The organism is Bryobacter aggregatus MPL3 (genome assembly GCF_000702445.1).
Lineage (GTDB): Bacteria > Acidobacteriota > Terriglobia > Bryobacterales > Bryobacteraceae > Bryobacter > Bryobacter aggregatus.
Genome location: NZ_JNIF01000004.1, coordinates 1,062,119 through 1,078,372 on the forward strand (window position 1 = coordinate 1,062,119; position 16,254 = coordinate 1,078,372).

The 16,254-nt window shown below is 57.5% G+C and carries 17 protein-coding genes; 7 read left to right on the forward strand and 10 right to left on the reverse strand.

The window, feature by feature from the left end:
* The first annotated feature begins 23 nt into the window (after positions 1 to 23).
* Complete coding sequence (locus tag M017_RS0124330) at positions 24 to 491, forward strand: helix-turn-helix domain-containing protein (RefSeq protein ID WP_031500846.1); 468 nt, start codon at positions 24 to 26, stop codon at positions 489 to 491.
* Here M017_RS0124330 and M017_RS0124335 read toward each other — a convergent pair.
* From M017_RS0124335 to M017_RS0124355, 5 genes are all read right to left on the reverse strand, one after another.
* Positions 425 to 1,108 (reverse strand): uracil-DNA glycosylase, encoded by a 684-nt coding sequence (locus M017_RS0124335; RefSeq protein WP_031500847.1) that lies wholly within the window; start codon positions 1,106 to 1,108, stop codon positions 425 to 427. The two genes, M017_RS0124330 and M017_RS0124335, sit on opposite strands and share 67 nt — an antisense overlap.
* The gene (locus M017_RS0124340) at positions 1,101 to 2,282 is read right to left on the reverse strand and encodes an RNA polymerase sigma factor (RefSeq protein ID WP_031500848.1); all 1,182 of its coding nucleotides are present in this window, start codon (positions 2,280 to 2,282) and stop codon (positions 1,101 to 1,103) included. Before M017_RS0124340 ends, M017_RS0124335 begins: the two co-directional genes overlap by 8 nt.
* On the reverse strand, positions 2,279 to 2,644 hold the full coding sequence (locus M017_RS0124345) for a YciI family protein (RefSeq protein WP_031500849.1): 366 nt from the start codon (positions 2,642 to 2,644) through the stop codon (positions 2,279 to 2,281). The genes M017_RS0124340 and M017_RS0124345 overlap by 4 nt, the downstream gene beginning before the upstream one ends.
* A 72-nt stretch (positions 2,645 to 2,716) precedes the next feature.
* On the reverse strand, positions 2,717 to 3,409 hold the full coding sequence (locus M017_RS0124350) for a LiaF domain-containing protein (RefSeq protein ID WP_031500850.1): 693 nt from the start codon (positions 3,407 to 3,409) through the stop codon (positions 2,717 to 2,719).
* Positions 3,406 to 5,142, reverse strand: a complete 1,737-nt coding sequence (locus tag M017_RS0124355) for an alpha-L-fucosidase (protein WP_051670823.1) — start codon at positions 5,140 to 5,142, stop codon at positions 3,406 to 3,408. The genes M017_RS0124350 and M017_RS0124355 overlap by 4 nt, the downstream gene beginning before the upstream one ends.
* A gap of 41 nt (positions 5,143 to 5,183) precedes the next feature.
* Here M017_RS0124355 and M017_RS0124360 point away from each other — a divergent pair, with 41 nt between their 5' ends.
* Both M017_RS0124360 and M017_RS0124365 read left to right on the forward strand, forming a co-directional pair.
* The gene (locus M017_RS0124360; RefSeq protein WP_031500852.1) at positions 5,184 to 6,521 is read left to right on the forward strand and encodes a glycoside hydrolase family 88 protein; all 1,338 of its coding nucleotides are present in this window, start codon (positions 5,184 to 5,186) and stop codon (positions 6,519 to 6,521) included.
* A gap of 148 nt (positions 6,522 to 6,669) precedes the next feature.
* Entirely contained in the window at positions 6,670 to 6,906 is a 237-nt protein-coding gene (locus M017_RS0124365; RefSeq protein ID WP_031500853.1) for a hypothetical protein, read from the forward strand.
* Here M017_RS0124365 and M017_RS0124370 read toward each other — a convergent pair.
* Complete coding sequence (locus M017_RS0124370; RefSeq protein WP_031500854.1) at positions 6,903 to 7,910, reverse strand: class I SAM-dependent methyltransferase; 1,008 nt, start codon at positions 7,908 to 7,910, stop codon at positions 6,903 to 6,905. The two genes, M017_RS0124365 and M017_RS0124370, sit on opposite strands and share 4 nt — an antisense overlap.
* Positions 7,911 to 7,955: 45 nt before the next feature.
* Here M017_RS0124370 and M017_RS0124375 point away from each other — a divergent pair, with 45 nt between their 5' ends.
* The 3 genes from M017_RS0124375 to M017_RS0124385 are packed head-to-tail and all read left to right on the forward strand — an operon-like array spanning position 7,956 to position 10,942.
* A complete protein-coding gene (locus M017_RS0124375) occupies positions 7,956 to 9,185 on the forward strand; it encodes a phenylacetate--CoA ligase family protein (protein ID WP_031500855.1) in 1,230 nt (409 codons plus the stop codon).
* 21 nt (positions 9,186 to 9,206) lie between these two features.
* Positions 9,207 to 9,821, forward strand: a complete 615-nt coding sequence (locus tag M017_RS0124380) for a GNAT family N-acetyltransferase (RefSeq protein WP_031500856.1) — start codon at positions 9,207 to 9,209, stop codon at positions 9,819 to 9,821.
* Positions 9,822 to 9,871: 50 nt separating this feature from the next.
* Positions 9,872 to 10,942 carry a hypothetical protein gene (locus M017_RS0124385; RefSeq protein ID WP_155121607.1) on the forward strand — a complete coding sequence of 357 codons (1,071 nt, stop codon included), beginning with the start codon at positions 9,872 to 9,874 and terminating at the stop codon, positions 10,940 to 10,942.
* Here the strand turns inward: M017_RS0124385 and M017_RS0124390 are convergent.
* Genes M017_RS0124390 through M017_RS0124400 form a run of 3 tightly spaced genes read right to left on the reverse strand, consistent with a single transcriptional unit; the run spans position 10,899 to position 13,247 of the window.
* Positions 10,899 to 11,723, reverse strand: coding sequence for a class I SAM-dependent methyltransferase (locus tag M017_RS0124390; RefSeq protein ID WP_031500858.1), 825 nt, complete (start codon positions 11,721 to 11,723; stop codon positions 10,899 to 10,901). The genes M017_RS0124385 and M017_RS0124390 overlap by 44 nt on opposite strands.
* A gap of 39 nt (positions 11,724 to 11,762) precedes the next feature.
* Complete coding sequence (locus M017_RS0124395) at positions 11,763 to 12,134, reverse strand: hypothetical protein (protein WP_051670824.1); 372 nt, start codon at positions 12,132 to 12,134, stop codon at positions 11,763 to 11,765.
* A 33-nt stretch (positions 12,135 to 12,167) separates the two neighbouring features.
* The gene (locus M017_RS0124400; RefSeq protein ID WP_051670825.1) at positions 12,168 to 13,247 is read right to left on the reverse strand and encodes an HD-GYP domain-containing protein; all 1,080 of its coding nucleotides are present in this window, start codon (positions 13,245 to 13,247) and stop codon (positions 12,168 to 12,170) included.
* 74 nt (positions 13,248 to 13,321) lie between these two features.
* On the opposite strand from M017_RS0124400, the gene M017_RS28300 reads away from it, so the two are divergent.
* Complete coding sequence (locus M017_RS28300; RefSeq protein ID WP_031500861.1) at positions 13,322 to 13,912, forward strand: DinB family protein; 591 nt, start codon at positions 13,322 to 13,324, stop codon at positions 13,910 to 13,912.
* Here the strand turns inward: M017_RS28300 and M017_RS0124410 are convergent.
* Positions 13,905 to 16,061 (reverse strand): sodium-translocating pyrophosphatase, encoded by a 2,157-nt coding sequence (locus M017_RS0124410; protein WP_080508141.1) that lies wholly within the window; start codon positions 16,059 to 16,061, stop codon positions 13,905 to 13,907. The genes M017_RS28300 and M017_RS0124410 overlap by 8 nt on opposite strands.
* Positions 16,062 to 16,254 lie beyond the last annotated feature (193 nt).

The following is a 16,254-nucleotide window of genomic DNA, read 5'->3' on the forward strand; positions in this document are numbered from 1 at the left end:
TCCTTAGCGTAGACTAGTCGGAGATGACCGACGGGCTCCATGCCACTGAGACTTACGTCCTCGAAACATTACAGAAAATCAGCTCTTCTCCTCCGATCGCCGGTGCCGAGTCGTTGCGGAATTTACTGAGCTATTTAGTTCGCCAATCGACCGAACATCCGGGAGAGCCGATCCGCGAAGCAGCCATTGCCGCCGCAGTTTTTAACAAGGCTGAGAATTTCGACCCAAGACAGGATTCCACCGTGCGCGTGCAGACCTCCCGCTTGCGCGCCAAGCTAGTGGAGTACTACCAGGGGGAAGGGGCAAATGACGCCTGGATTCTTGAAATTCCCAAGGGTAGCTATGCCATCTCGCTGAAGGCCCGGGAATTGCCGGAACCGGAACCGCTCCCGGTCCTCCCGCCCCAACCACTGTCGCCCTGGCTCTATGCGCTCGGAGGCTTTGTGGCCGGCGTATGGATCACTTGGCTTGCTTTGACGAAGATGTCCTGAAACATGGGCATGGTCAGCCGCCCTGTCTGTGTATTCTGCTGGCTGGGGTGATAGGAGCAGAGCACGGTTGGCGTGAGGTCGTGCACCAGACCGTGGCCAAAGGCGAGACGCTTGCTTGCAATGGCGCGCGTGTAGGAATCAAGCGCGATCTGCCCCAAACACAACACGGCACGAATGTTTTTGAGCGCCGCCATTTCTTCGATCAAGAAATGCCGGCATCTCGCGAGTTCTTCCGGGAGCGGTTTATTGTCTGGCGGGGCACAACGGCCCGATGCCGCGAGATAGGCGTCGATCAGTTCCAGGCCATCGTTGCGATGCTTGCCTTCCGGCTGCGAGGCAAAGCCGGTCTCATACATGGCGCGGAAGAGGAAGTCGCCACTGCGGTCGCCGGTGAACATCCGGCCTGTGCGATTCGCCCCATGCGCGGCCGGCGCGAGACCAACAATCAGCAGCCTCGCATTCGGATCGCCAAAGCCGGGCACTGGTTTGCCCCAATACTCCTCGTCCCGATAAGCGCGCCGTTTCACCCGGGCGACTTCCTGGCAATACTCGATCAGCCGCGGACAGGCGGTGCAGGCCACGACACGTTCGGCGATTTTTTGCAGCTCTCTACTCACTACTCCTCATCATCCTCGATAAGTACTCGCGCTCTGCCCGGTTTTGCGTGAGACGGATGGCTCGCTCCAAGGCAACGCGCGATTCGGCTTGGCGGCCGAGGCGTTGCAGTGCTTGTGCTTTTGCCGCGTAATAAGGGTAATACTCTTCCAAGCCCACAATGGCTTGGATCAACCCGATCGCCATCTGCCAGCTTCCGGCATAGCCGCAGGCCACTGCGTGGTTCAGGCGAACGACGGGGCTTGCATCAAAACGGAGCAGTTCGACATAGAGACTTGCGATCTGCAGCCAGTCGGTCTGGGCGGCTGTCGCTGCCTCGGAATGGAGCGCGGCGATCGCAGCCTGCACCTGGTAGGGGCCTAACGACTTCCGGCGGAGCGCCGTTTCCACCAGCCTGGTCCCCTGCTCGATCTCCGTCCGCTTCCAAAGACTCCGGTCCTGTAGCTCGAGTGTGACGAGAGATCCATCTGGCTTCGTCCTTGCATCACGTCTCGAATGGCTCAAAATCAGGAGCGCCAACAGACCTTCCACCTCGGCCCGTTGCGGCAGCCAGGAATTCAGCAGAGTGGCAAGCCGAATCGCCTCCGTACATAGTTCAACGCGCAGCAGCGCATCACCGGCACGGGCCACATGCCCTTCGTTGAAGATCAGGTAGATGACGCCCAGAACGCTATCGACACGCTCCGGCAGTTCTTGGTTGGTTGGAATGCGATAGGGCACGCCCGCTTCGGCGATCTTGCGCTTGGCTCGCACCAGTCGCTGGGCCATCGTCGGCTCGGGCACCAGAAAAGCGCGGGCAATCTCCACTGTCTCAAGACCACCCAGAGTGCGAAGCGTGAGTGCGATTTGCGCCTCGGGCGACAGCACCGGGTGGCAGCACAAAAAGATCAGACGCAGGACATCGTCGGGCAACTCTTCGTCTGCTTGCGTGTCGACAATGAGCGCGCGGAGTTCGCGGCGCCTTGCGTCGACGCGTCGTCGATCGATCAGACTATTCTTGGCGACGGTGAGCAACCAGGCTCCCGGATTCTGCGGAACGCTATCCCGCGGCCATTTGGTGACAGCGTCCTGCAAAGCTTCTTCGGCATCCTCAAAGTTGCGCGCCATGCGGATGAGCGTGGCGAGAATTCGTCCACGCTCTTCCACATAGACAGCTTCGAGAATGCCCGAGCTCACTCGCCTCCGATTTCCATCACCGGACGGACTTCGAGCGCCACCCGATTCCAGGTGTGCAGGCGGCAGATCTCATCAGCAATCGCAGTCGCTTCCTCGATGTCTTTCACCTGAACGATGTAATAGCCGGCCAGTTGTTCCTTGGTCTCGGCATAAGGGCCGTCTGTACTGACGCGCTTACTGTTCTCCACCCGCACCGTGGTAGCCGTCATCGAGGGCTGGAGTGCATCTCCCGCCACTAGACGGCCGGAGGCTCGCAGTTCCTCGGTGAACTTCATATAAGAAGCAAAGAGTGCGTGTTGTTGTTCCTCGGAACTGGTCGCATAGGCGGCCTGATCTTCATAAATGAGAAGCATGTACTTCATAGGGATGTGAATTCCCTCCTTTGCTAGCAACGACGAGTGAGTATACGCAGTCTCGACAGCGAGGAGAAAAAATTATCGAGTGCGAATCCGAATCTCGCCAATCCCGCCTTGAACATCGAGACGGATCTTAACCTTCGCGTTCTGGAACTCGGAGTTCTCATAAGCGCCATTCCTGCGTTCGAGTCCTTGGACATCGATACTGCCGATGCCACCTCGCGCTTCTGCTCGAATGCCCACTTCGCGCGGCAGGATCACTTCACACTCGCCGATACCGCCGCGGATCTTCACGTCGTAATCCCGCTTCGGGATGCCAAGAAAATCGGCGCTTACTTTGCCTGCGCCGATCGAGAGAGAGACGTTTCGCAGATCGAGAGAACCCAGACGCAACTTGGCCTCGCCAGCGCCCATGTTCACGAAAAGGTCGGTAGAGAGGTTGTTCGGAAGACTCAGTTCCCAGCGATTCTCGCCAGTCAGGCTGTCTGACTTGCGTTGGTCGATCACCAGGCGGGCTCGAAAGCTGGTGTTGTCAAACTTAAAGTTAGGCACTGGATCTTCCGCACCGGTATGGAAGACAGCCGCGACCTCATCTTTCCCGCCACCTTCGATGCTGAGCTCGCCCGCCGCCATATCGATCTCGGCGCGGAGCATCTCAGCCTTTGTCGCGCTCGCCTTTTTCTCTGTGGTCACCACAGCACCAGATTGGGCATGCCGCTTTTCACAAGACAGCAAGAGGACCGCGATGAGCAGGGCGCAGATTGTTTTCATATCACCGGCACCAGTAGAACACGTTCCAAGGTGACACCGTCCAGCCCCTGTGTGCCTGCACTTTTCACTTGGAGGCTATGGGCTCCTTTGGCAAGATGAAGCACGCCAAGACGTTGGGCGTGGAAGACCCATTCGCCGCCGGTCTCCACAATCTTGCCGTTGACACTGGTGCCGCCTACGCTCACTACATAATCCTTATCCTTACCGGTCCGGGTTGCGCCGTAACTCACTTCGACACGATAGGCCCCAGCTTTGGGGATTTCAAAGTTCCAAGTGGGAATGTCATCGGGACGGGTCCAGTTGGTGAGAAAAACGTGACCGAGCGCGTTCTCTTTCTTTGCCCGCTGTTCAAAGCGGGTCTCGATCTCGCTTGCTGCAACGCCCAGGCTGAGATTGCCTTGGACATCCGGGCGGATGAGGAAGGGCTCGACGAGCGGAGGGCTGTCCAGGCGGAGCGCGACAACGCTCACCCGATCGTCGGGCGCCAGCTTGGGAACTCCGATCAGAATATCCGCTCCATCGCGACGCCAACTGAGTGGAGTCTTCTTCGGGTCTGCCAAGAGATAGGCGGAGTGGACAAGATTCTTCAAGCCGGGAACGCGTAATTGACCATCTTCGGGCCAGGCAAAAACCTGGAGGTAGAGGTTTGCATCCTTTTGTGTGGCGCGCCCAAAAAAGGGAAGGCGGGAGAAGGGGCTGGCCTTGGTGCCATAGATGGATTCTCCGTTGACCTGCAGCCAATCGCCCATCGCTTCGAGGCGAGTGACAAACTCCTGCTGGATGCTACCGTCGGGCTTCGGCCCGATATTGAGCAGGAGGTTGCCGCCTTTGCTGACAACTTCGACCAACATACGGATGAGGTCGCGCTCGGTTTTGAAGTTCGTCTCGTACTTGTTGTAGCCCCAGCTATCCATGTTCACCGTGACGCAACTCTCCCAGAGCGCATCTTTGCCATCAGGCGACTTGATCCCGGTAGCGGGCACGAACTGTTCAGGCGTTCCGAAGTCGGCACGGCTTCCGGGTTTGCGCTCATACAGGCGGTCGTTGATGAGCGTGTTCGGTTGCAGCATGCGGATGTAGCTGTAGATCTCGTCATCGCGTTTCAGATTCGCCAAGGTGTGCTCCCATTCGCCGTCAAACCAGAGGACGGCGACATCGCCATAGCCGGTGAGGAGTTCGCGGAGTTGGGCCTTCATGTAGTCGACATAGGCATTGTTGTCGCCGCCTGCATTGGGGTCTTTCGATTCCCAGGCGCGGCGTGGACGGTAGGCGGGGTGATGCCAGTCCATGATCGAGTGGTAGAAGCCAAGACGGAGGTTATGCCTGGGAGCGGCCTTGGCCAGATCCTTGAGCGGATCGCCGGGATAGGGAGTGATTTCAATATCGTAGTCGCTTACCTTCGAGCGCCAAATGCCGAAACCGTCATGGTGCTTTGAGGTGATGACAACGTATTTTGCCCCTGCCCGTTCAAAGAGGCTGGTCCACTGGTCGGCATTGAAACGAACGGGGTTGAACTGGCGGGCGTAGACGTCATAGTCCGCCTGCGGAATCTGGAAACGGTGGCGTGCCCATTCATGACGGCCAATGACAGAGTAGGCGCCCCAATGGACGAAGATCCCAAACTTTGCGTCTTGGAACCATTGCAAACGCGCCTGGTCGTCAAGGGGCGGCTGCGAAGGTTGCGCCAGGAGAAGACCTGCGAGCGCGAATAGACCAACAATTGGTTTCATCATAGGACTCCGGAAAGGGCTCCGTCGTCTATTCTATAAAGTTCATGGTCAAAGTTGATCCGGCAATTACAGCTGCCTCCCTTCTCCCCTCAATTGAACGCATGTGGCAGGTATCTGCCGCAAAGATTGCGAGCCTCGATGCGGACTGGGAGCCCGCAAAGGGTTCGCCCGTATTCACCATCGAAGGTAAGTACACCTCTCGTGGTTGGACGGAATGGACCCAGGGCTTCCAGTTTGGAGCGTCGATTCTGCAATTCGATGCGACGGGAGATCCAGAGTTTCTCGAATCGGGCCGCAAGCATACGCTCGACTTGATGGCTCCTCATGTGACCCATATCGGAGTTCATGATCACGGCTTCAACAATGTCAGCACCTATGGGAATCTGTTGCGGTTGATGGTGGAAGGCCGGACAGCCTACAACGAGTGGGAGAAGAACTTCTACGAGTTCGCGCTCAAGGCGTCTGGTGCGGTGCAGGCGGCACGCTGGTCCACGATCGCCGGCGGCGGGGGATACATCTATTCCTTTAATGGGCCACACTCTTTGTTTGTCGATACGATCCGCTCGCTGCGCGCCTTATCCGTCGGGCATCGGCTGGGCCATGTGCTGACCGCCGAAAACGACAAGCGCATCTCACTCCTGGACCGCTTGATCGAACACGCTGAAGCGACCGCGAAGTACAGCGTCTACTATGGCGAAGGCCGCGACACCTGGGACCTGCGAGGACGGACGGTCCATGAGAGCATCTTCAATCGCAATGACGGCAACTTCCGATGCCCGAGTTCGCAACAGGGCTATTCGCCGTTTACCACCTGGACTCGTGGTCTGGCTTGGGCGATGTGCGGGTTTGCAGAACAACTGGAGTTTTTCGAGACCTTGACCGAGACAGGACTTGAAGGCGCGAAGGCAACGATGCTGCGAGCCGCCCGGGCAACCTGCGACTTCTATCTGGAACAGACGCCGACTTGCGGAGTTCCTTACTGGGATACCGGTGCGCCGAACCTGCATCGTTTGGGCGACTATCTGGATCGTCCGGCGGAGCCGTTTAATGACTGGGAACCGGTGGATTCCTCGGCAGCGGCCATCGGGGCACAGGGCTTGATCCGGCTGGGTGTGCATTTGAAGGAGTCGAATTATGTAAATGCCGGTCTGAATATTCTGCGGACTTTGCTCGACGAGCCCTATCTCTCCACCGATGCCACGCACCAGGGTTTGCTTTTGCACTCGGTGTATCACCGTCCGAACAATTGGGATCATGTTCCGGCGGGCCGTAAAGTGCCTTGCGGCGAGAGCTGCATGTGGGGCGACTATCATCTGCGGGAGCTTGCCCTTCTGGTGGAACGGATGGCCAAGGGCAAGCCATACCTGAAGTTCTGGGCTTGATTTATGTCTTCGGTACGACAGGGGTGGCCCACTCCAGGCCGCCCCTGTCGCAATAGCAGGAACAGTTTTTCATTGATTTTCTTTTTCCGTGATCGGTTCTGGGGCCGGTTCGCGCATTCTCTTTTGAGAACGCAATATGACACGAAGAATGATTCCCTTTACCATCGCTTCCGCGCTGGTGGCCGAAACACAGAACGGTGACCCCATCCTGAATGTACTGCGCAGCAGCATGGAGACCAAGAAAGGCGTCACCCTCTATCTGCACGGGCAAACGATCGGCTTGCTGGTGACTGCCATTGGAGAGCACTTCATTGAAGGCCGAAACCAACAGGCTTCCAAAATTGTCGTGAGAATCGCGAGTATTGACGCGGCCGCGCTTTCTTAGGCCAATTGACTGAGAATGAGTGCTTCCGGCGTGTCCTGCAAGGGGACGAGAGCGCTGGAGGCGAAGCCCGCTTCTGCAAACATGCGCTCGAACTCGGAGAAGGTGTAGGCGTCCCCCGCCGGAGTGGATGCCAGCATGACGAGTGAGAAGGTGGCCGAAGCGGGCGGCGAGATTCGATCCTCATTGGGCACAAACTCGAGAGTCAGCACCTGGCCACCCGGCTTGAGAACTGCTTTGATGCGCTGGAGCAGCCGTACATTCGTTTCAAAATCGAAGTGGTGCAGAAGGTTCGTCAGCAATACGACGTCGTAGGGCCCGGCGAGATCCACGGTAAAGACGTCGCCTGCGATCGTGCGAACCCTGTCTGCCAGTCCCCAGCGCGCAGCATTTGCGCGAGTGATCTGCAGGACATTCTCCCAGTCCAGCGCCGTGATCCGGGCTTGCGGATTGCGCTGCGCAATGGCAAACCCGAAAAGACCGTGAGAGGCCGCAACGTCGAGCACCTCAATGGCATCCTGTCTGCTCCCCGTCACCGCCTGCGCAATCTGCTGCGCCGCCGGCCCCATCATCGCTTCCATACTCGTTGCGAAGTCGATCCAACCTTCATACTCGGTTACAGTACTACCTTGGTTGTCCGCTACTCCACCTTTACGCACCGCTTCCGTTAGACTAGAGAACTGTTGCTGGATGTTCTTGCCGCCAAGAAAGGTAGTCATCGCGCCCAGATAGGCCGGAGACTTCCGATCCAGGAAGAGAGCGGCTTCGGGTGCAAGGGAGTAGTTCAGCCCCTCCTTCGAAAGCAAACCCAGTACACAGAGGAAATCGGCCAGGATGCGGATGCCACGCTCTGAAGCCTGGCATCGTTCTGCAATCTTTCCAGCGGTGGAGTTCCCTTCTCCAATTGCGCTGAAGAGTTCCAGCTCGATCGCTGCTTTCAGCGCTGCACTTTGCTGGAAGGCCGACATGATTCCGAAGATACGGACAGGATTAATTTGCGCTGACATGACTGACGAGTATATCGAAACTGGCGTCCACGGCGGCTGTGGTTGATGATCAGAAATGGAATTCAAACGATATGCGGCATTCGTAACGCACTCGCTTCCAGCTATTGGCCTCGAGAACGCTTTCCGGTCCACCAACTTCGCCTGTTACAGCGTCTGTTGGAAGGCGCCTATGCCCAGGTACCTTTTTATCGGCAACACTTTGACCAACATGGTTTTCATCCGAAACAACTGAAAAGTCTTGCCGATCTGGCGCGGGTGCCGATGCTGCAAAAGCAACAGATCCGCGAGACGCCCCCGCGCGAGATGATTGCCAGCGGGATTGCGCTGGAGCATTGCAATATGGTCTCCACTTCAGGATCTTCCGGTATCCCATTACGGATTCTGCTGGACCAGGCGGGGCAACGGGCGCAACGCGTGGCGGCCTGGCGGATCTTGTTCGAGCATGGATTCAGTTGGACCGACCGGACGATGGAGATTCGCATGACCAAAGGAACCATTCACCCTGTCCAGCGATTGGGGATTGCTCCGAAGACGTGGCTCTCGATTCTTGATGATCCGCAGGACTGGGTGAGAACTCTTCTGGCCGAACGGCCGGCCTTTCTAGTCGCCTCGGCAGGCACACTCCGCACGCTGGCTACCGTTTGCCCTCCCCTGCGTGTGCCGCCCCGTGTTGTTATCTCCGATGGCGAGACGCTGTATCCGGCCGATCGAGCATTGATCCAACGCCGTCTCGGAGTCAATCCGATTGATGTTTATGGCCTGGTGGAATTGTCGGACTTTGCCTGGGAATGCGAAGCGCATGTTGGCTTTCATATCAGCGCCGACAGTCACATCGTAGAGGTGATCGAGGGAGAGATTGTCGTGACCGATCTCAACCAGACCGGAATGCCGATGATCCGGTACCGGACAGGAGATCTTGGAGAATGGAAGCCACAATCCTTCCACTCCTCGTGCGTCTGTGGACGGACCAATCCGGTGTTGCAAGTCATCCATGGCCGGGCGATGGATTCCGTGCACTTGCCTTCAGGACGAACGCTGCATTGGGAATTTTTCCACGAAGTGCTGGGACGTTATACGCGCTTGCGGCAATGGCGAGTGATCCAACAACCGGACCAATCGCTCATTGTGCAATTGGCGACGGAGATGTCGGAATTGCCCCACATCGAAGAGGCGATCTCTGCAAATCTGCCAGAGCGTGTCGCCTTTGAATGTGAAGCAATGGAGCGGATTCCAATCCGGATCGGCGAGAAATTCAGAGCCGTCATTCGGCATTAACGAGCGTTAAGCTGAAGGGAGATGCCAAGCAGTTTTCAGCGGCTCGCCGAGCACGTGCGTGATTTTGGTCTTCATGGTTTGCACCTGCGCGTGTTGGCTGGCCTCTCGGTCTATCGCGAGATGCCCATCTTCGAGTTCGATTTCGAGAAAGAACTGCAAGTGCCCACCTCCAGAATCCCTGTGCAGATTTCAATGGTGCAGGTCGAGGAACTGGAGGACTATTTTGCCTCGGGAGCGGAAGATCCGGGAGAAGCGAGAGAACATGCGAAGGAGCCCGGTGCGGCCTGCTTTGTGGCTCGGGCGGAGGGGCGGATTGCCGCCCGGCTGTGGGCGACAGATCGGGACTATCGCTTGAGCTATCTTGATCGCGATCTTGTCTTGGGGCAGGATGGAATCTATGTGTTTGCCGTGTATACCGTTCCAGAATGCCGTGGCGCCGGAATTTTCGGAGCCTTGCTCGGCACAGTGATGGAACACTACCGGGCGCAGGGCCGGAAACGAGCACTGAGCATCATCTTTCGATACAACCAAGCATCGATTCGAGCCTTCAGCAAATTCGGATTTCGACGCCGTTCGGTTTGGGGCTTTTATCAGTGGGGACCCTGGCGGCGGTATTTCCAGCGGCCGCTTTCTTGACGCTCTATGAGCTGGTAAGCCCCTGGGTCCCCCACCGCTGGAGCGGGCGCGTGTGGTCTTGCTATTTTTCCATCTGCTCGCTGGGGGCACGCTACCGGCTGATTCGATACCGTGCGGCATTGCGAGGCAGTGCGGAGACAGGTTCGATCGTGATCGCAAGCCGGTCCCTGGGATTTCGGGATCATCTGCTCGGACGGCTCTTTGCGGGAGAGCCGCACGTTGAGGAACTGGGGTCGGTCCGATCCTGGAATCTTCGTCAACGCTTAGAGACCTTGAGCCAAGAAGCGGATCTGGTATTTGCACAGACCGGGCGTTTTTCGGGACGGCTCCTATTTGGAGGCCGCTTTCTTTCCATGCCTGCCTGGGTAGGCCATCGAAGCCCGGTGCCTGGAGACAGGATCGAAGAAAAGCGCCAACTCGAACGCGTTGCGGGCGCGATGCAGACGGTGCGCAAGCAAAAGCTCGAATTCACCCTCGACTACGACCTAGCGAGCGCGGATGTTTTCTATCACGAATATTACCGGCCCACGATGATCGAACGCCATGGTGCCCATGCGATCTTAATGCCAGTTCGCCAAGTGAAGCAGATGGTGCAACGAGGAGCTTTGCTTTGGATTACAAGCGAAAATGGCCGTATTGGCGGGGCCGTGATCCAACGCGATGGGACGACGCTGATTCTATCCGCCATTGGGACACGGATGGGTTCTCGCCGCAGCGGCGCGATGACAGCTTGCTATTCCTACAGCTTCGCCGTCGCCCGCGAGTGGGGCTGCCGCCAGGTGGACTTTCGAGGAAGCCGGCCCTCGTTGACCGATGGCTTGCTGCAGTATAAACGCCGCTGGGGATCTGTGCTCTATGACTCGCCCGATGTTTCATTTGATGAGATCGCCCTGTACTGGTCGCGTCCTTCCGCAACGGTGCACGCCTATTTGGAACAGTATGCGCCGATCGTGCGGGATTGCGGAAGATTGGTGGGCTGTTCGATTGGAGCGCAGCTTGTTCCCGCCGGCTTGTCCGCTTGCTTGTGGCTCGAGAGCGAAACGTTGCCGGAGAATACGGAAGAGTTTCTCCAGTTGCTCAAGCAGCGCGATGGCAATGCGCCAGAAGAAAGTAGCCACTGAGCATGCGGGTTGGCAAGCGGCCCAGCATTTCGAACGGATGCAGGATGAGCCGGTAGCGGCAGGGAGTAAGCAGTCCACCGGTGTTGCAGAAACGGGACATTGCAACAGCAAGAACGCGCGGTTGGTGAATGACGCTAGTGAATGTCTTCACTCGCCAGCCGGAGTCTTCGAGTGCGGCACGGAAGGCCTGTGGACCAAGGGTACGGCCATATTCGTAGGGCGCAAGGCCCAGACGGCATAATAACTTGTTGGGGAGCAGATTCCGGATCGAGATCAGCGGATTCGCGTCATTGTCGAGGGTAATCAGCAGTTGGCCGCCGGGACGAGTGAGACGGGCCAGATCCCGCAGGCTCTGACTGATCTCTTCAACCGAGCGGAAGTGATCGAGCGTGGAGAATGAGGTGACAGCGTCGAAGCTGGCGTCAGCCAGAGGCTGATTCTGGGCTGCGGACTGGACCCAATTCAACTTTGGATCCTTACAGAGATGGGCCGCTTGCTGCAGTGCTGGAACAGCCAAGTCGCCAATGACCACCTGACCATAACGTTCTGTCAGCGCATCGACGATCTCCGTACCGCGAATCTCCTCGAAACAATCTGTCTTGAGAACGCGTTCTCCACCGGAGAGATATTGGCGGACCCACGCGGCATAGGTTTCGCGAGAATACCGGAGCCATTCTTCTTGGGGTCCCATGCGAGCCTTATCCGTGAGGTGGTCTTCCCAATACTCTTTTTCACGATGCTGCACGACGGGGGCAGCATAAGACCCAAAAAAAGAACTCATCTAACTTTTTTATACTTCCAGTCCATTGATACCGATAGGCTAATTCACTCGCTTTGCGGTAAATTCTTGCGGAGCCCGGCCACCTTCACGCTTGAACGCAATTTCCTTGCCGCTCACTTTTCCAGTATAGGTCCAGGTAACCGAATTGCCCCCCATCTCCCGGGTGACTTTGAACGTAATAGTGTCGCCCTCAATTTTGCCGTCCTGGATAGCGGTGTCGCCCCCTTGGCCCCCAATGGTACCGGTGAGCTTATTGCCATCGACGTTGAAGGTCATCGGTTGTTCGCGCTTCTGGCCGTCGCGACCGGGAACTTCTGCCACCCATTTGCCCGCAATGTCGGCGGCAGACAGGGTGAAGCAGAGGGTTCCGAGAAGGAGTACTGCTTGAAAGATCGTTCTACGTTGGATCATGCCGAGACTCTATCAAATACGGAGATCGATTGCCTAGCCCTGATTGATGCCATGCGCCATGGCCCGTAAGCTGCTTGACATGCGGGAGGCGTCGTTGTCATTTTCAATCATGTTGACAAAGAGTGGCACGAGTTCCGGATCGCGCCAACCCGTCAAAGCCTCGGTTTCGAGAACCCGGCAGGCATCGCTCGGAGACAGTGCCGCTTTGTAGGGGCGCTCACTGGTTAAGGCATCAAAAACATCGGCGGTTTGCAGAATCCGGGCCAGGAGAGGAATCTCAGATCCTTTCAACTCGTCCGGGTAGCCCGTGCCATCCCAACGTTCGTGGTGATGACGAATGATGGGGAGAACCGCTTCCAGGCTCTTCATCGGACGGCAGATCTCTTCGCCCCGTGTGACATGGCTGCGCATGACATTCCACTCCTCGGGGTTGAGGCGGCCTTTCTTATTCAGGATGGAGTCCGGAATGCCGATTTTTCCGATGTCGTGCAGATAGCCCCCTCGATGGAGAGCCAAAAGGTCATTGCGGCCGAGGCCGAGGCGAATGCCCATCTCGACACTGTAATAAGACAGGCGGCGACAATGATCGGAAGTACACTTGTCGCGCTCCTCAACCGCCTGAGCCAGCGTAAACAGGATGCTTTCGACCTCATCGAGAGAATCGAGAGCCGCCTTATGGCGCAGCATTGATTGAACGCGCGCCTTGAGAATACTGGGATGAGCTGGTTGCAGGAGATATTCGTCTGCGCCGCTCGTCAGGCCAGCCACTTCGTGCTCCGCCCCCTGCACACTGGTGAGCATGAGAATGGGAAGAAGCTGTGTCGCACGATTGGCTTTGAGGCGGCGGCAGAACTCCATTCCATTGAGTTCTGGCAGAAACATGTCACAGATGACCAAGTCCACTCGCTCGCAATCGAGAATGGCAAAGGCTTCGCTGGGTCGCTTCGCCTCAAGGAAGCGAGACCCGACGCCATTGAGGGTGGCCCGAATGACACGGCGATTGAGTTCTGTGCTGTCCACAAGCAAAATCGTCGGCGGAGTATCGTGAGCGGTGAAGAGCTCAACGTGTTCACCGATTGCGGCTAGCGGAGCGGCATTTAGGAGACTCGCCATTCTATATAAAGAAATCGGTCATTTTGTCAGGAAGCATTAGGAGAACCCCATGAGAAAAATACTAGTATCAGAGAATGATGTTGAGGTTGATCCCGATTGTAGTACTCGGCGCGATGCTCGCCCCCGCTGTCACATTGACTCCTGGGGAGCGCCAGCGTGCCATGAGTGAATTGCATGCGTCGCGAAAATTGCTGCTGGATGCGATGGCAAATTTGAGCGAAGCGCAAATGAAATGGAAGCCGGCCGCCGATCGCTGGTCGCTGGCGCAGTTGGCCGATCACCTGGCGTTGACGGAGGACCATATGCTGTCCCTCTACCGCAAAGCGGCCAGCAGCCCCGCCGATCCTGCGCGGAAGAGCGCGCAAAAAGATGAAGAAGTGCTCGCTTCGGTTCGAGACCGGAAGCAGAAGATGAAGGCGCCCGAAGTGATTGAGCCCAAAGAAGGCTACGCCAATTCCACCAAGCGGTTAGCCGATTTTAGGACCAAGCGGGACCAGACGATCGCGCTAGTGGAGGCCACCCAGGATCAGGACTTGCGGCATAAAATTTTGCCGGATTTCGAAATCGATGCCTATCAGGTGTATCTGTTGCTGGCCGCCCATACGGAACGGCATCTGGGACAGATTGCCGAAACCAAGGCCGCTCCGGGCTTTCCTACTAAATAAATAGCGGTGCGGCCACCAGCGTAATGGTGGCCAATAGCTTAATGAGAACGTGAATCGACGGACCAGCGGTGTCCTTGAAGGGGTCTCCGACCGTATCGCCGACAACGCTGGCCTTGTGCGCATCGGAGCCCTTGCCGCCATAGTGTCCGAGTTCGATGTACTTCTTCGCGTTATCCCAGGCGCCGCCTCCATTGTTCATGAAGGAGGCCATCAGGATTCCTGTGATCGTTCCCACCATGAGCAGGGCGGCGACGGCACAGGCTCCCATGGGAGTGCCATCGGCGGCGGGGGGCAATTGCTTGAAGAGCAGCCCGACGACGATGGGGGCAAGGACCGGCAGTGCACCGGGGACAATCATCGCCCGCAATGCGCCACGAGTGACGATGTCGACACATTGGCGGTAATTGGGCAGGCTGGTGCCGGCGAGGATGCCCGGGTTCTCCTGGAATTGCCGCCGCACTTCCCAGATCACGGTTTGCGCCACCCGGCCCACGGCCTGGATCGCCAAAGAGCTGAATACAAAAACAAGCATGGCCCCGAGCAAGGCACCGAGGAAGACAGGAACCTGTCCGATGTCGACACTGAAGGGAATCTGGTCAAATTCTTTGCCGAGCCGCTTCGCCAGCACCAGTTTTACCTCATCGATGTAGGCACTGAAGAGGAGGAAGGCGGCGAGCGCGGCGCTGCCGATGGCGTAGCCCTTGGTCAAAGCCTTTGTGGTGTTGCCTGCGGCATCGAGAAGATCGGTCCGATGGCGCACTTCGGGAGCCTGCTTCGACATTTCGACAATGCCGCCAGCATTGTCGGTAATCGGGCCGAAGGTGTCCATGGCGAGGACATAGGCAGCAGTGGAGAGCACGCCCATGGTGGCGATGGCGGTGCCATAAAGACCGCTCGACAACAGGGTGACCCCTGGGAGTGCCGCTTGCATCCCCATCCAATACGACGTGAAGATGGCGGCGGTGATCGTAAGGACCACCAGCCCGGTGCACTCCATTCCGACAGCAAGGCCTGTGATGATGGCGGTAGCCGGGCCCGTCGTGCAGCTTTCGGCAATGAAGCGGACAGGGCGATGTGTGTGGTCTGTGTAATATTGCGTGAGAAAAACGAAGAGGAAGCTGGTGAGGATGCCGACGACACCCGCTCCGAAGAGCCATAGGTTGCCGCCGAGGAGTTGGCGAATTGCCAGGTAGAAGCCGCCAATCGCAATCGCACTGGTGACATAGAAGCCACGGTTGAGTGCGCGCATGGGGTCCTCATTGCCCTTGAGACGGACAGTGAAAACGCCAACGATGCTGGCGATGAGACCGAGGGCGCAGGTGTAGAGGGGGAACAGGATTCCGGAGAGGCCGAAGACTTTATAGAGCGTGACGCCAAGAATCATGGCGCCAATGTTCTCAGCGGCGGTGGATTCGAAGATGTCGGCGCCGCGACCAGCGCAGTCTCCCACATTGTCGCCGACAAGATCCGCAATGACGGCGGGATTGCGGGGGTCGTCTTCCGGAATTCCGGCTTCCATCTTGCCGACGAGGTCGGCTCCAACGTCGGCAGCCTTGGTATAGATGCCGCCGCCCAGTTGTGCAAAGAGGGCGACAAAGCTCGCGCCAAAACCGAAGGCAACAATCTGACCGGGTACATCCTGCGGTCTGGTGAGTCCATCGAAAAAGGCAAAGAGTAAGGTCACGCCGAAGGTGGACAGCGCGGTGACTGCGATGCCGGTGACGGCCCCGCCCCGCAAGGCGATCTGCATCGCTTCGCCGAGGCTGGAGCGGGCGGCAGCAGCAACGCGGATGTTGGCTCGAATCGAAACCCACATCCCGCTGAAGCCAGCGGCCAGCGAACACATCGCGCCGAAGAGAAAGCTGATGGTCATGCGGACGGCGAGCTGCGTGTCGCCTTTGCCCACCAGGTAGCTCACATAAATGATGACGGCAAGCAGAATAGAAAGACCGGCGATGGTGACATTCTGCCGGCTCATGTACGCTTCAGCGCCTTCCTTGATGGCGTCAGAGATCTTTCGCATCTCCGGGGTTCCTGTGTCCTTCGCAAGAACAAATCGCGCAAGGTACAAGGCAACGATCATGCCAAACGCGCTAATGCCGAGAATCGAGACGAGGATTGATTGGCCGCTAGCAGCACTGAGGTACATATTCACGTGTCAAAAAACCTTTCCGGAAATCCGAAAGCGTTTCATAGCTTACCTGAAAGCTTGACTAGGGATCAATCCGGAATGGCAAACGTGACAACTAAATTTCTTTGAGTTATCATTCGGGAAGTCATGGCCTTTGCCCACTCCTACCGATTTAGCTATTGGTACTTCGCGTTCAGCGAACGAGTGAGCC

Bases quoted from the DNA above. Each gene is read 5' to 3' on its own strand.
- M017_RS0124390 (WP_031500858.1), bottom strand. From the start codon at position 11,723: ATGAGTTCTTTTTTTGGGTCTTATGCTGCCCCCGTCGTGCAGCATCGT.
- M017_RS0124370 (WP_031500854.1), bottom strand. From the start codon at position 7,910: ATGTCAGCGCAAATTAATCCTGTCCGTATCTTCGGAATCATGTCGGCC.
- M017_RS28300 (WP_031500861.1), top strand. From the start codon at position 13,322: ATGATGTTGAGGTTGATCCCGATTGTAGTACTCGGCGCGATGCTCGCC.
- M017_RS0124360 (WP_031500852.1), top strand. From the start codon at position 5,184: ATGGTCAAAGTTGATCCGGCAATTACAGCTGCCTCCCTTCTCCCCTCA.
- M017_RS0124410 (WP_080508141.1), bottom strand. From the start codon at position 16,061: ATGTACCTCAGTGCTGCTAGCGGCCAATCAATCCTCGTCTCGATTCTC.
- M017_RS0124400 (WP_051670825.1), bottom strand. From the start codon at position 13,247: ATGGCGAGTCTCCTAAATGCCGCTCCGCTAGCCGCAATCGGTGAACAC.
- M017_RS0124355 (WP_051670823.1), bottom strand. From the start codon at position 5,142: ATGATGAAACCAATTGTTGGTCTATTCGCGCTCGCAGGTCTTCTCCTG.
- M017_RS0124380 (WP_031500856.1), top strand. From the start codon at position 9,207: ATGCCAAGCAGTTTTCAGCGGCTCGCCGAGCACGTGCGTGATTTTGGT.
- M017_RS0124330 (WP_031500846.1), top strand. From the start codon at position 24: ATGACCGACGGGCTCCATGCCACTGAGACTTACGTCCTCGAAACATTA.
- M017_RS0124345 (WP_031500849.1), bottom strand. From the start codon at position 2,644: ATGAAGTACATGCTTCTCATTTATGAAGATCAGGCCGCCTATGCGACC.
- M017_RS0124395 (WP_051670824.1), bottom strand. From the start codon at position 12,134: ATGATCCAACGTAGAACGATCTTTCAAGCAGTACTCCTTCTCGGAACC.
- M017_RS0124365 (WP_031500853.1), top strand. From the start codon at position 6,670: ATGATTCCCTTTACCATCGCTTCCGCGCTGGTGGCCGAAACACAGAAC.
- M017_RS0124350 (WP_031500850.1), bottom strand. From the start codon at position 3,409: ATGAAAACAATCTGCGCCCTGCTCATCGCGGTCCTCTTGCTGTCTTGT.
- M017_RS0124375 (WP_031500855.1), top strand. From the start codon at position 7,956: ATGATCAGAAATGGAATTCAAACGATATGCGGCATTCGTAACGCACTC.